The following is a 13835-nucleotide window of genomic DNA, read 5'->3' as shown; positions in this document are numbered from 1 at the left end:
TCAACAGCGTTTCTTTTAAATATTTCAGTTTAAACTTAGTTAACCAATACTTTTTTGGTTACTGAATCCGAACCCGATGCTATTTTTAAAAAGTAAAATCCTTTTGGCAAATTACTGATGGAGTAGGTGTTATTGTCCAAAGTCGGGTTTTTGATTTGCTGTAATACCTGACCGTTGATGGTGATAATTTCAATTTTATCCAATACAATCGAAGACTCAATATTGAGGATATCAGTTGTTGGATTTGGGTATATCGTAACGGCATTTAAATCTTCAAAAGTGTTAGTTGCTAATGGTAAACCCCAAATTTGCGTTACGTAATTGTTGTTGTCAATGAATGGATTTCGGTTGTTTTGACGAGCATAAATTGCATTGTTGCGGTCAATTTCTCTCTGACTCACCGGATCTTGCGCGTTCCATGTCAGCAACACGTTTAATGATTGATTCGTAAACACTTGAGTGCTGGTGCCGTTGAACATGGTATAAGTCCATCCGGCAACCTGATCTTCGTATCTTGTGGCAAAATAAAGAATCATTCGGGCAATATCGCCTTTAAATTCATTTATGGGTTCAAACACGGTTCCGTTGTATCCGGAAGAGTAGCCTGAGTTTAAATTAGAGCCTCTTTTGCCGCCATTAGAGTAAGTGTTGTTGGCAACATTCACTTTACTAAAAGGCAAATCACCTCTTTGTGCATTGACATATTTATCAGACGGCACAACAAAATGCGCATCGGAATACATAGGCGTAGCAGAACCAAATACCGATTGCGGAATGATGTGCTCTCGGTTGTATCTTTCACATTCGTTATTCCCTAAAGTTCCGTCGTCTTGTAAACCGCCACCATAAATAAATTCACATTCGGATCCGGTTGGATTTTCGGTATACATATCGAGCATCGAACCGTTGTTTTCGTAGTAAATATCGATGTCAGACGTAGTATAGGTAACGTATAAACCTGCATAACCTCTATCGTTGTGATCGTTAATGATATTGAAAAGTTGTGTTTTTAAAGTGTACCCGGTTCCTGTTGCGGTATTGTAATATCCTGCCGGTATTTGGGCAAACCCCAAAAAAACACTGCTTAATAATAAAAGGGTAAAGATTTTTTTCATAGGGTTTATGCTTCTTTTTTTCGTTCTAATAAGGCCATGTAGAAACCATCGAATCCGGTGTCTTGGGCTAAAATTTTGGTATCTTTTACAAAGGTAAATGATTTCCCGATTTCGGTAGTCAAGAAATGCTTAACTTGTTCCTGATTTTCAGAAGGTAAGACCGAGCAAGTGGCGTAAACCAATTTGCCGCCGGGCTTTACGATTTTAGAGTAATTTTCTAAAACTTCGGCTTGTACTTTTTTGATGTTGTCAATGAATTCCGGTTGGAGTTTCCACTTGGCATCCGGATTTCTTTTTAAAACACCCAATCCGCTGCAGGGTGCATCGATTAAGACTCTATCGGCTTTTTCGTGGAGCTTTTTGATGACTTTGGTCGAGTCGATAATGCGGTATTCTATATTGAAAGCGCCGTTTCTTTTGGCTCTTAATTTTAATTGTTTGAGTTTGCTTTCATACAAATCCATGGCAATCAATTGCCCTTTGTTTTGCATTAGCGAAGCCATGTGTAATGTTTTACCACCGGCACCGGCACAAGTATCTACCACTCTCATTCCGGGTTGAACGTCGAGGAAAGCAGCGACTAACTGAGAAGAGGCGTCTTGTACTTCAAACAAACCTTCTTTGAAGGCATCGGTTAAAAATACATTAGCTCTTTCTTTAAGCACTAAAGCATCGGGTTGGTCTTTTAAAAACTCGGTTTCGATGTTTAAATCCATTAAAATGGCGCGAAGTTTTTCTTTGGTCGTTTTTAAAGTATTTACTCGAAGAATTACTTGTGCTTGTTTGTTTTGCGCCGCAATTTCTTTGGTCCAAACCTCTTCGCCTAATTCTTTTACACCCAATTCATCCATCCAATCCGGAATAGACTCCCGCATCTTTCTGATTTTGGACAATTCATCAAATCGGCCTTTGATTTTGCGTTCCGGTGTGCCTTCGAGTTGTCTCCAATCGGGAATCGGATAACCGCGCAACACAGCCCAAACGGCAAATAATCGCCATAATTGGTCACGGTCGAAAGGTTCTTTTACGCCGGCAATTTCCATATAAAGTCTTTTCCAACGGACGATTTCGTAGATGGTTTCGGCCACAAATTTACGGTCAGAGCTTCCCCAACGTTTGTCTTTTTTTAAGGCACGAGCTACCACTTTATCGGCATATTCGCCTTCGTTGAAAATAGCGTTTAAGGAATCAATGGTGGTGTAAACTAAATTTCGATGTAATCGCATGTTGTAAAAAAAATAAGCGTGCAAAGATATTCCTTTTTTGTTATCCAAGCTTAAAATTAACAAGCTAAAAACAGTTTGGAATCAGAATTCCCTATATTTGATTTGATTAATTCTCTCAAAATGAAACCTGTTAAGTTGTTTGTTGCTCTTTTTCTTATAGGTATTACTCCAATCGGTTGGGCTCAACCGTTTCAAATTGGCCATACCACGATTAACTTTACCGATCCTACCAGAAACAATCGTGTGATTGCTACGGAAATTTATTATCCCTCGGATGTCGCCGGTGATAATGTGGTGATGACGGCTACTAGTGGAACTTTTCCGGTGTTGAGTTTTGGTCATGGCTTTGTGATGACTTGGGATGCTTATCAAAATTTTTGGAATGCTTTGGTGCCCAATGGTTATATCATGATGTTCCCCAAAACCGAAGGCACTATTTCTCCTTCTCATTTAGATTTTGGAAAAGATTTGGCTTTTGTTTTAGAGCAAATGACGGTTTTGAATAATAATGCGACCTCTGTTTTTTACAACAGAATCAGTACCATGAATGCGGTGATGGGTCACAGTATGGGTGGTGGCGCTTCTTTTTTGGCGGCCCAACTCAGCAGTACCATTAAAACTATAGTCAATTTTGCGCCTGCAGAAACCAATCCTTCTGCTGTAAACGCTGCAGCTTCTATTGGTATTCCGGCTTTGATTTTCTCCGGTGCCAATGATTGTGTTACACCGCCTAATGCGCATCAAATTCCTATGTATAATGCATTGTCAAGCACTTGCAAAACGTTACTCAGTATTGTTGGTGGAAGTCATTGTCAAATGGCCAATAATAATTTTTTATGTAATGTAGGGGAAAGTTCTTGTTCGCCACAACCCACCATTAGCAGAGCGGTTCAGCAAACCATTATCAATTCTTATCTTTTGCTTTGGTTGGACTATCAGTTAAAAGGAAATTGCAGTCAGGGTAATTTGTTTGACAATCAAATCACTACAGATAACACGATTACCTATCAAAAAAATTGTTTGCAATGTAATGGGTTGAGTGTAGCAGTTACCCTAACTGATAATGTTATCAAGGTTTACCCCAATCCTGCGAGTGATTTTGTGAATATTACCGGAATGCCTGGGATGATTTATCATATAAAAATATACGACAGTAATGCCAAAATAATTTCGGACAAATCATTTACAGGATTAACTTCAATTGAAACCTCCGACTTAGCACAAGGCACTTACTTTTATTCAATTGTCCATGCCGGGAAGGTTATTGGTAACGGTAAAATTATAAAATAGTCCGATCGCCGTCAATTCTGCGCATTTCGATTTTTTCGGGTGCGTGGATTACCAGTGGGAATTGCTCAATTTTCACCGAACTACTGTCTAAACCAAAGCCTTTTTCTTCTGATAAACTCATTTTTTTCATGGTGAAATAAGTGTTCATCACAATTTTTTCAAAGAAAGTCAAGTCACTATCATTGGATAAGAATTTTTCAGACAGCACGAATTTGAAGTCACCAATGATGTGGTTTTTGCTCAAAGATTCGTATCGGCTGGTAATATCTACTTCGCCACGTTCAACCATGTCTTTGATTACTTGTTTGAACATCAGATTGATTTTAGTTGGTTCTCTAAAGCCAAGGTAAAAATCGATGCGATAGATATCGTCTTTGATAATTTCGGTAACGCGGTACTCTTTTTTATAAGGTTCGCTCAAGATATTGACGTGGATAAACCAATATAAATCGGCGCGTTTAGGTCTTTTTTGAAGAATAGAGTACATTACTTTTTCTTCAATTTCATCGCTTCGATTGGAGTTGGTCATGTATACTAAGTGCGTAGCATATTTTGGAATCGATAAGTCAACGCTTAGTTCTGCCAGTACTTTTTTGTAGTCGTTGATTTTGACAATTTTAGTATAACTTTTGCTGATTTTTTTGGCCAAAAACCAAGTCGACATGATCCCAATTAAGAAGATGGCGATGGCTAAGGTGACATAACCACCTTCCATGAATTTAGTCACATTGGCAATCAAGAAGCTCATTTCAATAACACCGTAAGCGGTAATAATCGCGCCAATAAAATACCATTTGACCCTTTTCATAATCAAATAGAAGTTCAATAAAGTCGTAGTCATCATCATTCCTAAAATAATGGAAAGCCCATAGGCGTGTTCCATGTATTTGGATTCTTTGAAGTATAAAATGATACCTACACAACCAATGAATAACAACCAGTTGATAGACGGAATATACAATTGTCCTTTAACATCAGTTGGATAATTGATTTTTACTTTTGGCCAGAAATTTAATCTCATGGCTTCATTAATCAGAGTAAATGAACCGCTGATTAACGCTTGTGATGCAATGATTGCGGCTAAGGTTGCTACTACAATTCCAATAGGTTGGAACCATTCGGCCATAATTAGATAAAACGGATTCGGATTGTGGTCGTTTAACTGGGATAAAGTGCTACCGTTGTGTTGTAACAAATAAGCCCCTTGTCCGAAGTAATTCAGCACCAAAGTAGTTTTTACAAAAATCCAACTCACACGGATATTTCTTCTTCCGCAATGTCCCATATCCGAATACAATGATTCTGCTCCGGTAGTACAAAGAAAGACAGCACCTAATATAAAGAAACCATGACCTGAGGCATCCGAAGTCAATAACTTATATGCATAATAAGGATTAACAGCTTTTAAGACTTCAAAGTTTTGGGTAATTTGTATAATTCCTAAAACGCCTAACATGGTGAACCAAACGAGCATTACAGGAGAGAAAAACTTGGTTACAATTTTGGCCCCGAATTGTTGTATGGTAAACAATACAAACAAAATTGCAATTACAATCGGAATGGTTGGAATATCCGGTTTAAAGATGAGTAAACCTTCGACAGCTGAGGAAACGGAAATAGGAGGTGTGATGATTCCTTCGGCTAAGAGCAAACTTCCACCGATGATGGCCGGAACGATAAGCCATTGTATTTTGGTTCTTTTGACCAATGAATACAAGGAGAAAATACCGCCTTCCCCGTGATTATCAGCATTTAGTGTGATGATTACGTACTTTAATGTGGTTTGCATGGTTAAGGTCCAAAGGATACAAGACAAACCGCCGAGAACTAAATCGGGGCTTATTCTATTTTCATCTATAATGGATTTCATTACATACAAAGGCGAAGTACCAATGTCTCCATAGATGATTCCTAATGTTAAAAGTAATCCTGCTGCTGAGAGTCTTGAATGTAAATTTTGATGGCTGTGAGAGCTCATAATAAAATGTTAAAGAGAGCAAATTTATATCTTTTTGCCATATCTCATTCTCTAACGGTCAATTATTTTTAAAAACAAAAGACATCGCCTAAGCGATGTCCTTTTCCAACAACAAAACTATATGTACAAATTAACTTCTTCTGTTTCCTCTTGAGCCACTTTCATTTCTTTGTGACCCACCTCTTTGGCTCGACATTTCTCTTTGTCCTCCGCCATTTCCTCTAGGGCTTGCGACTTCTCTTTGTCCACCGGAGTTGCCTCTCGGACTTGACATTTCTCTTGGGGCATTTGCTCTCGGTGATTCAGCGCGAGGAGATTGATTCCCTTGATTGGCATAACCTCTGGATGGTGTTTCATAACTTTGGGTATTGCCTCTTGGTGCTGTACTTCTGGGTGATTCATAACCTTGATTGGAGTTTACTCTTGGAGAAACTTGTTCATTTCTGACCGATCTAGGTGATTCGCTTATTGGATTGCCATTTGCAACAACGGTTCTCGGTGATTCGCTTCTCGGATTGCCATTAGTTCTGGGTGAAGAGGCTTGGGTATTAGCGCTCCTTGGCGATTCAGCTCTGGTATATGGATTTACTCTGGGAGAAATGCCTGTGGTATTGTTATTTCTTGGACTATTGTTAGTGAATTCTCTGGTACCGACTGTTCTGATATTTCTGTTTCTGTCTAACTCGTGACGGTTGGCATAACCGGTATTTCTAACTTGGAAGGAACGATTCGGATAACGAACTTCATATGCATTTCCTCTTCGACCAGCTCTGTAATAACTATTGTATGCGACGCCACATCTTCTGTAGTTTACGTAGTTGTAATGGTGATTGAAATTGATGGTTATACCAATATGACTTCTGTATCTGAAAATTGGACAAGGGGACCAAGCGTAGTAATAACTTGGATAATATCCCCAATACCATGAAGAATAATACGGTCTGTAATTACCTACCCAAAATGTAGTATATATTACTGGTGTATAGGTATAAACAGGTTCGTAGATATAATTAGGACCATACATATAAACATCACCTACAACTTGAACCTGAACTCGATTGTTTCTATCTCGCTCTACTTCAACGGTAGCCACATCTTGATAGGTATCGCGCCCAAGTACTGATTGGATAACAATTAAGTGGGCATTGCCTTCCACAGTTTCAATTACACGCAAATAATCTACTTGATTGTCTTCGTTTAGATCCAAATTGGAGATTTGAATTTTCGGGTCATTTAACCTTCTTTCAAAATCGGCTAAATCTCTGGAATCACCAAAAATTGAAGCCACGGCTCTTAAATCAAGGTTATCACTGATTTCAGAGTTGTAGGCTGAAACCGTAGTCCTGTCTTGGGCAAAAAGGGTAGAGATGCTCAACAACGACAGCACCGACAATGTTATAACTTTAGCTTTCATAATATAATATTTTAAGATGGAATAGTTTTGATAGCGAACATCCAATTACTATGCCATAGGATTTTTTTTAATGGTTTTAACTAAATCTTAACTGAATCAAAATTTGTATATTCGCTTCAAATCCCTGTATTTGCAATGAAAAATCAACTATTCCTTTCCACAATATTTTTTTTTGTTTTGGTGACTAATACAAAAGCGCAAACTTTTCATTCGGTTGAAATAGACACTGTTTTGAAGGATAAAATCAGTATTAGAGCGATTTCGATAGTAGCCGATAAAATCTATTTCGCCGGAGATAAAAGTAAGGTAGGCTTTATTCGCCTTTCGAAACAAAACAATAACATTAATCAAGCGATAGTTACCGATACCATACCATACGAATACAGGAGTTTGGCCAATAACGGTAAAAATTTCTTTGCTTTATCAATAGGGAATCCGGTCAGATTGTACAAGTTTTCTAATGATTTAGCCGATAAGACTTTGGTTTACCAAGAAAATCACGAAAAAGTATTCTACGATAGCATGCAGTTTTGGAATGAAAAAGAAGGTATTGCCATTGGTGATCCTACAGCCGATTGCCTTTCCGTGATTATAACGCGTGACGGAGGCAATCATTGGGCAAAAATTTCTTGTGATAATCTTCCCAAAGTGGTTGATGGTGAAGCCGCATTTGCAGCCAGCAACACCAATATAGTTCTTAAAGGAAATAGCGTTTGGATAGTTTCCGGAGGCAAGAAGTCAAGGGTTTTTCACTCAGATGATAAAGGTAAATCTTGGCAAGTGTATGAAACACCAATAGTGCAAGGCGAATCAATGACCGGAATTTTCACAGCCGATTTCTATAATAAAAACATCGGATTTATTGCAGGAGGCGATTATGAAAAACCAACTCAAAATTTCCAAAACAAAGCTATTACAAACGATGGTGGTAAAACATGGAGATTGATAGGCGAAAACACCGGTTTTGGTTATGCTTCCTGTGTGCAATTTGTACCAAAATCTAAAGGCAAAGGTATAGTTTCAGTAGGAGCAAGCGGTTTACAATATTCATCGGATGGCGGTCATACTTGGCAACAATTTTTATCTGATCCAACTTTATACACCATACGATTTTTGGACAGTGATACAGCTTTTGCTGCGGGAAAGAATAAGATTATTAAAATAGAATTCAAAAGATAAGAGAGCCAATTGGCTCTCTTATCTTTTTATCTTCCGAGTTTTTTATCACGGTATTGTTGCAGTAGTTTTCGGTTGAAACCTTCTTCCGCTTTTTTGAGTTTTAGGATTTTGGTAGAAGGAATTATGCCTTTCAAACTGGCGATAAACTTTTTCTTGGCCTGGTACAATTCATCTTCGGTGCTTTCCATTTGGCTTAAAATAGTTGAAGCTTCTTTTTCAGATAAGTTGTCAAAAGATTCATCATCAATGCGGTCCAGATAGCCTTTGAGTTTTTGCTTTCTGATTTCTTGCTGCTTGTCATCAAAAGCATTGTATAATGGCCAAAATTTAGCGGCTTCATCGGGTGTCAATGATAATTCATTGGTGATGTAAGCTACTTTCATAGCCTTAATTTGCTCTTTCTTTTCTCTCATTAAACGACCGCCTTGGCCAAAAGTGTTAATCGAAAACAGTAAAATGATTGCAAGTAGTATTTTATGGGTTCTCATATCTTAGTCTATAATATATTGTTCTAAATCGTTGTTGTTTATTAAGATGTCTTCCATTGCTTCCTCTCCCAGATTTAATTCTAACTTCATTTTCTCTAAATCTTCTTGGTCTAATAAGTTAGCAATTTCTTCATCAGAAATAGTAGCTTGATTGGTAACATAATCTTCTAAGGCAACGGCATCAACTTCATTCGACTGAGTGGTGAAATTATTGTAAATCGGAACAAACAACAGCATCACAATTACGGCAGCAGCGACATAATACCAAGTTTTTCTTCGGCTGAAAAATGAAATTACTTTCGGTTCTTCTTTCGGAATTCGGGCTAACACCTTGTCTGTAAACGAATCAAAGTAATCATCAGGCATTGTAAATCCTGAAGTGATTTTGGGTTCGTTATCTAGTTTAAATGATTTCATAAAGCTTTGACAAAAATAAGTTTATAAGGTTTAATTGGTATTCATAAAATCTTCAATTTTTTTAACGGCGTGATGGTAGGACGCTTTCAATGCACCAACCGAAGTACCTAAAATCTCCGACATCTCTTCGTATTTAATTTCTTCGTAATATTTCATTTTAAAAACCAATTGTTGTTTTTCGGGTAACAAGGTAATGGCTTTTTGCAATTTTATCTGAATTTCATTACCGTCAAAATAATCATCGGCTTTTAAGTTTTCCACTATTTTGGTTTGCATTGCTTCGCTGGTTGTTCCATTGCGCTTGGCTTTTTGATTGATGAACGTAATGGCTTCATTAGTTGCAATTCGGTACATCCAGGAAAATAATTTACTGTCGCCTTTGAAATTTTTCAGATGCTGAAAGACTTTCACAAAAGTATTTTGCAACACATCGTCAGCATCATCATGGTTTAAAACAATGTTGCGTATGTGATGGTATAAAGGTCTTTGGTAATCCCGCAAGAGCTTTTGAAACGCCATATTGTGCGTTTTCGGATCTAATAATTCCCGAATAAAATCCTTTTCTTCTTGCAAAGCGATAATTTAACTGTTGGAATAAAGATAAAAGAAAAGGTTTAATCCCATTCAAAAAAAATTATGGCGTTTCAGTCGGAGTACTATTCGTTACAGCAGGTTCAGTTGTCTGCGCTGTTGGCAAAACAAAGGTTGGGGCAACTACCGGTGCTTTTGGAAATACCGGTATGTGAATTTCAGTCACCCATTTAGACGGTTGTTTGATGTCATCTATGGTTTTGATGTAAACTTCGGTATATTTTCCGGCGAAGTTTTCTTTGAAACCGTTATCGGTTATATATTTTCTGGCTTTTGTCCAAGCTTCTTGTGTATGGGAATAGTCTCCGGTCAAAGTTGTTTTCAAACAAGTAAAAGGTACAATTTCACCCGAAATCACATCGCTACCCGAGGCCACAAATATTTGTTTGGTCGTTGGTACACAAACGGAAAACGTCACAAAATCATTGGCCACATCATAGCGCTCGTATTGTACAAAAGGTTTTCCCGCCATGGTCAATTGGTTCTTTTTAAAGAAATGAACCATACGAGGCATCATAATTTTGATGTTTTTAGACAGATTTTTAATCTTACATGAAACCGTTTGTTTCAAGCAAAAACCAGAATTACGTTGGGTAATGCCATTGACTTTAATCGAATACGTTTTCATTTCATAGTCTAAAGTCTTGTCGAGGTTTCTCAGACTCTTTTCAAAGACATCCGATACTAATCCGGACATCCCGCCATTGAAAAACGTATTGATTTTGGTCAACAAATCCATTTTTCCTTTGCAGTGAATCGTAATCTTGGTGCCGCCAATTGTGTCTTTAAATTTCCAATGGAAAGTAGCGGTTGTTCCGTTTAGGTTACCTTTTTGAACTAAACTGTCATTTTCTTTGGCGTAATACGTTTTGATAAACCCTTCATCTCCGTCTTTTTGCCAAGAAAAATTGGCACCTGAGCCCATGGTTTTAGCCGGATAATTAAAGGTAATACCGTGATTTTTGGTCATCCACGCGCCAAAGGTTTCCCAGTTTTTATAGTCATTCACAAAATCAAAAACAATGCCTTTCGGACTGTGAATTACGGTGCTTTTAGAGACTTCAAAATCGCCTTTTTGAGTAGCTACATAAACAGTAACGCCTATAAAAGCTAATAATATCAGTAGGAATATGTATTTCAGAATTCTCATCGGTCGATTTTTAGGTGACACAAAGTTAAGATAAAACATTTAACTTTTGATATTTCCCAATTGAGTATATTTGTTTGTAATCAAATCACTATCTATGAAAACCAAAAGCGAACTTCGAGGGATTTTATTCAGGCATTTAGACGGTATTACAACTGTTCCGGTTGCTTATTCTCTGCATAAAAAAGGGGTTTTGAAATTTATCCTGCAAGCGCAAACCGTATCGCTTTTAGAGTTGACCGAAAAGTTTAAAGCCAATGCAGGTTATCTCAATGTCGCTCTTCGGGTTTTAGCTTCACAAGGATGGTTGAACCAAAAGGTAGATAACGTTAAGGATGAAGTTACTTTTAGCATCAATGATAAAAGTGCTGAAGCATTTGCTTTGGTTCCGCTTTATGAAGGCGTTTTTGAATTACTTCAATTTACAGAGCATTTTCACCCGCGTAAATTTGAAGTTGAGCCCTTTGAAATGCTCAATGAATTGTTCCAAAAATACAAGACTAATTTTGGTCTAAAATTATCGGATGATGCAAAAGTGCGTTCTCTTCAAGAACAGGTTTTGTATCATATCGAAGGCAATTTGGTGGGTCCAACCATTGTAATGCTGGGCATGACGGGCATGTTTCATAAGTATTTTATGGAAACTTCCTTTCGTCCGGAAGAGTTCCACAAAAAGCCGGAATGTTTTAAAGAGATTTTGGATTTTCTGGCTCATTTAAATTGGTTTACCAAAAAAGGCGATAACTATCAATTCACGGAAACGGGTTTGTTTTATGCCAAAAGAGCTGCGGCTTACGGTGTAACGGTTTCTTATATTCCAACGCTTCGCAAAATGGACGAACTGCTTTTTGGCAATGCTTCAATTCTCCGCAATATTGGCGAACACGAAACCGAGTTGCATGTTGATCGTGAAATGAATGTTTGGGGTAGTGGCGGCGCGCATGCCGAATATTTTAAAATCGTAGACGAGATTATAATAGAATTATTCAACCGACCGATTGCTGAACAACCCAAGGGAATCTTGGATATGGGTTGCGGTAACGGCGCTTTTTTGGAACATATTTTTGATGTAATTGAGCGCCAAACCAAACGTGGCAAAATGCTCGACGAATATCCGCTGTTTTTGGTAGGGGTTGATTATAACGAAGCCGCGTTGAAAGTCACCCGCGCCAATTTAATCAAAGCCGATATTTGGGCGAAAGTGATTTGGGGTGACATCGGAAGACCGCAATTATTGGCCGATACTTTAAAAGAAGATTACAGCATCGATTTAAAAGAGTTACTGAATGTGAGAACTTTTCTTGACCACAACCGCATTTGGGAAGAACCAAAAACCAAAACGCCAAACCGCGTCAGTTCTTCAACAGGAGCATTTGCACATCGTGGCAGAAGAATCAGTAATAATGAAGTTGAAGACAATTTATTGGAACACTTATTAAAATGGTCGCCGTTTGTGGAAAAATTTGGTTTGCTTTTAATCGAGTTGCATACTGTAGCACCGGAATTAACCGCAAATAATATAGGCAGAACAGCCGCAACCGCTTATGATGCTACACACGGATTTTCAGACCAATACATAGTAGAGATTGACGTTTTACACAAAATAGCCGCGGAAGCCGGTTTGTTTTCAGATGACAAAGTCTTCACCCGATTCCCAAATTCAGATTTGGCGACGGTGAGTGTCAATCTTTTTAAAGGGAAATAGACTAGTGTTTCATAAACACTTTTATCACAAACAACATCAAGATAAAAAGTATGAACGCAATGAGAACTTTATAACTTCCCTTATAAAACTTGTTGTGTAAGGCTTTGTCTTTGCCATAGGCAAAATAGGCTGCAATTACGAAAGCGACAAAGAACAAAGCGGCGAAAATCCATTGACCAGTTGTGAACATTTATTCCAAATTTTCAACAAAAATACTCAAATGTATTGTAAAGTTATAACTTGCAGTATCATTTAATTTAGTTAAAAAATGCAAAAACAAATCAACGCAGTAAAAGAATTTCACACTGCATTCGGATTGGGCGTAAGCCACGAAATGAAAGGTCATTTGGGTGAACAAAAGAATATGTTGCGCTTCAATTTGATGAAAGAAGAAAACGAAGAATATTTAGAAGCAGTGCAGAATGACGACTTAGTTGAAATTGCCGATGCGCTCGGTGACATGCTTTATATTCTGTGCGGAACGATTTTGGAACACGGGTTGCAACACAAAATAGAAGAGGTGTTTGACGAAATACAACGCAGCAATATGAGTAAACTGGGTGAAGACGGCAAACCTATTTACCGAGAAGACGGTAAAGTAATGAAAGGCCCGAATTACTTTAAGCCTAGTTTTGAGGAGATTTTGCGTTAAACTAAACTTTGATATGACCCCAATTTTCACCGGTTTTAATTCGGTAAATTTGCATTTCGCTGATGCCGAATAGTTTGGCTAATATTTTGATGCGGGTTTTGCGGTTTGGTTTGTTTAGAATTTTTTTCAGGCGAATGACATCTGTAGAGGTTAATTTTCTGCCGTCCGATTTAATATTGTGCTCTATGAGTTTTAGTTTAGATTTGATTACGGCGGGACTTTTCCTGTAATGAGCCATTTTTTCCTCATAGTTAACCCATTTCAAATTAGAAACTACGTCATTGTCTCTGCTGTGGTCCAAATGGATTACATACAGTTGGTCTTCTGAAGTTTTCGGGATAAACAATTCGGCAACCAATTTATAAATACAAATCGACTTATTGAGAAGCTTGCCGTCTTTACGCATTTTGTATCGCAAGGTTCTATAGCCGTCAACCACTCCGCCTTTCAAGACTTTGCCGTCTTTAAAATCATTAGTAAAACTTATCAATCTTCCTCTGTTGGATACAGCATAACGCAATTGCAAAGGATAATCTATTTCGACTTCTCGAAAGACTTCTTGTGGGTAAAAACGGATCATAAATGTGGTATTTATTGAGCAAAATTAGTTCAAAAATGATGATTTAAAATACT

Annotated in this window: 14 protein-coding genes; 4 read left to right on the top strand and 10 right to left on the bottom strand. The window is 37.8% G+C overall.

All coding sequences use genetic code 11. The features are described from left to right. Window positions 1-35: 35 nt before the first annotated feature. A complete protein-coding gene (locus tag HA632_RS11060; RefSeq protein ID WP_176307261.1) occupies window positions 36-1115 on the bottom strand; it encodes an endonuclease in 1080 nt (359 codons plus the stop codon). A 5-nt stretch (window positions 1116-1120) separates the two neighbouring features. Next, the gene (locus HA632_RS11055; RefSeq protein ID WP_176307260.1) at window positions 1121-2341 is read right to left on the bottom strand and encodes an RsmB/NOP family class I SAM-dependent RNA methyltransferase; all 1221 of its coding nucleotides are present in this window, start codon (window positions 2339-2341) and stop codon (window positions 1121-1123) included. 120 nt (window positions 2342-2461) lie between these two features. Between HA632_RS11055 and HA632_RS11050 the strand changes: the two genes are divergently transcribed. After that, complete coding sequence (locus HA632_RS11050) at window positions 2462-3631, top strand: T9SS type A sorting domain-containing protein (RefSeq protein ID WP_176307259.1); 1170 nt, start codon at window positions 2462-2464, stop codon at window positions 3629-3631. Here the strand turns inward: HA632_RS11050 and HA632_RS11045 are convergent. Continuing rightward, the gene (locus HA632_RS11045) at window positions 3621-5609 is read right to left on the bottom strand and encodes a KUP/HAK/KT family potassium transporter (RefSeq protein ID WP_176307258.1); all 1989 of its coding nucleotides are present in this window, start codon (window positions 5607-5609) and stop codon (window positions 3621-3623) included. The genes HA632_RS11050 and HA632_RS11045 overlap by 11 nt on opposite strands. A 130-nt stretch (window positions 5610-5739) precedes the next feature. After that, window positions 5740-7023, bottom strand: a complete 1284-nt coding sequence (locus tag HA632_RS11040) for a hypothetical protein (protein ID WP_176307257.1) — start codon at window positions 7021-7023, stop codon at window positions 5740-5742. A 135-nt stretch (window positions 7024-7158) separates the two neighbouring features. On the opposite strand from HA632_RS11040, the gene HA632_RS11035 reads away from it, so the two are divergent. Continuing rightward, window positions 7159-8202 carry an oxidoreductase gene (locus tag HA632_RS11035; protein WP_176307256.1) on the top strand — a complete coding sequence of 348 codons (1044 nt, stop codon included), beginning with the start codon at window positions 7159-7161 and terminating at the stop codon, window positions 8200-8202. A 26-nt stretch (window positions 8203-8228) separates the two neighbouring features. Here HA632_RS11035 and HA632_RS11030 read toward each other — a convergent pair whose 3' ends face one another. The 4 genes from HA632_RS11030 to HA632_RS11015 all read right to left on the bottom strand — a co-directional run bounded on the left by HA632_RS11030 (window position 8229) and on the right by HA632_RS11015 (window position 10848). Further along, window positions 8229-8690 (bottom strand): sensor of ECF-type sigma factor, encoded by a 462-nt coding sequence (locus tag HA632_RS11030; RefSeq protein WP_176307255.1) that lies wholly within the window; start codon window positions 8688-8690, stop codon window positions 8229-8231. Between the two features lie 3 nt (window positions 8691-8693). Next, window positions 8694-9107, bottom strand: a complete 414-nt coding sequence (locus HA632_RS11025) for a hypothetical protein (RefSeq protein WP_176307254.1) — start codon at window positions 9105-9107, stop codon at window positions 8694-8696. A gap of 30 nt (window positions 9108-9137) precedes the next feature. Continuing rightward, entirely contained in the window at window positions 9138-9680 is a 543-nt protein-coding gene (locus HA632_RS11020) for an RNA polymerase sigma factor (RefSeq protein ID WP_176307253.1), read from the bottom strand. A gap of 61 nt (window positions 9681-9741) precedes the next feature. Then, window positions 9742-10848, bottom strand: a complete 1107-nt coding sequence (locus HA632_RS11015) for a GyrI-like domain-containing protein (RefSeq protein WP_176307252.1) — start codon at window positions 10846-10848, stop codon at window positions 9742-9744. Between the two features lie 94 nt (window positions 10849-10942). Here HA632_RS11015 and HA632_RS11010 point away from each other — a divergent pair, with 94 nt between their 5' ends. Continuing rightward, a complete protein-coding gene (locus HA632_RS11010; RefSeq protein ID WP_176307251.1) occupies window positions 10943-12550 on the top strand; it encodes a class I SAM-dependent methyltransferase in 1608 nt (535 codons plus the stop codon). A gap of 1 nt (window position 12551) precedes the next feature. Here the strand turns inward: HA632_RS11010 and HA632_RS11005 are convergent, their stop codons facing one another. Next, window positions 12552-12740, bottom strand: coding sequence for a hypothetical protein (locus HA632_RS11005; RefSeq protein ID WP_176307250.1), 189 nt, complete (start codon window positions 12738-12740; stop codon window positions 12552-12554). A gap of 78 nt (window positions 12741-12818) precedes the next feature. Here HA632_RS11005 and HA632_RS11000 point away from each other — a divergent pair, with 78 nt between their 5' ends. Next, window positions 12819-13202: a nucleoside triphosphate pyrophosphohydrolase family protein gene (locus HA632_RS11000; RefSeq protein ID WP_176307249.1), complete on the top strand. Its 384-nt coding sequence runs from the start codon at window positions 12819-12821 to the stop codon at window positions 13200-13202. Window position 13203: 1 nt separating this feature from the next. Here HA632_RS11000 and HA632_RS10995 read toward each other — a convergent pair whose 3' ends face one another. Beyond that, a complete protein-coding gene (locus HA632_RS10995) occupies window positions 13204-13782 on the bottom strand; it encodes a hypothetical protein (RefSeq protein WP_176307248.1) in 579 nt (192 codons plus the stop codon). Window positions 13783-13835: the final 53 nt, after the last annotated feature.

It is taken from the genome of Flavobacterium sp. J49, from assembly GCF_011742145.1.
In the GTDB taxonomy this organism is placed as follows: Bacteria; Bacteroidota; Bacteroidia; order Flavobacteriales; family Flavobacteriaceae; genus Flavobacterium.
The sequence above is the reverse complement of the archived record's forward strand: the minus strand, read 5'-3'. Positions and strand labels throughout refer to the sequence as shown.

Excerpts from the sequence above, each read along its gene's own strand:
- HA632_RS11060 (WP_176307261.1), bottom strand. The coding sequence starts at position 1,115 with ATGAAAAAAATCTTTACCCTTTTATTATTAAGCAGTGTTTTTTTGGGG.
- HA632_RS11055 (WP_176307260.1), bottom strand. The coding sequence starts at position 2,341 with ATGCGATTACATCGAAATTTAGTTTACACCACCATTGATTCCTTAAAC.
- HA632_RS11050 (WP_176307259.1), top strand. The coding sequence starts at position 2,462 with ATGAAACCTGTTAAGTTGTTTGTTGCTCTTTTTCTTATAGGTATTACT.
- HA632_RS11045 (WP_176307258.1), bottom strand. The coding sequence starts at position 5,609 with ATGAGCTCTCACAGCCATCAAAATTTACATTCAAGACTCTCAGCAGCA.
- HA632_RS11040 (WP_176307257.1), bottom strand. The coding sequence starts at position 7,023 with ATGAAAGCTAAAGTTATAACATTGTCGGTGCTGTCGTTGTTGAGCATC.
- HA632_RS11035 (WP_176307256.1), top strand. The coding sequence starts at position 7,159 with ATGAAAAATCAACTATTCCTTTCCACAATATTTTTTTTTGTTTTGGTG.
- HA632_RS11030 (WP_176307255.1), bottom strand. The coding sequence starts at position 8,690 with ATGAGAACCCATAAAATACTACTTGCAATCATTTTACTGTTTTCGATT.
- HA632_RS11025 (WP_176307254.1), bottom strand. The coding sequence starts at position 9,107 with ATGAAATCATTTAAACTAGATAACGAACCCAAAATCACTTCAGGATTT.
- HA632_RS11015 (WP_176307252.1), bottom strand. The coding sequence starts at position 10,848 with ATGAGAATTCTGAAATACATATTCCTACTGATATTATTAGCTTTTATA.
- HA632_RS11010 (WP_176307251.1), top strand. The coding sequence starts at position 10,943 with ATGAAAACCAAAAGCGAACTTCGAGGGATTTTATTCAGGCATTTAGAC.
- HA632_RS11005 (WP_176307250.1), bottom strand. The coding sequence starts at position 12,740 with ATGTTCACAACTGGTCAATGGATTTTCGCCGCTTTGTTCTTTGTCGCT.
- HA632_RS11000 (WP_176307249.1), top strand. The coding sequence starts at position 12,819 with ATGCAAAAACAAATCAACGCAGTAAAAGAATTTCACACTGCATTCGGA.
- HA632_RS10995 (WP_176307248.1), bottom strand. The coding sequence starts at position 13,782 with ATGATCCGTTTTTACCCACAAGAAGTCTTTCGAGAAGTCGAAATAGAT.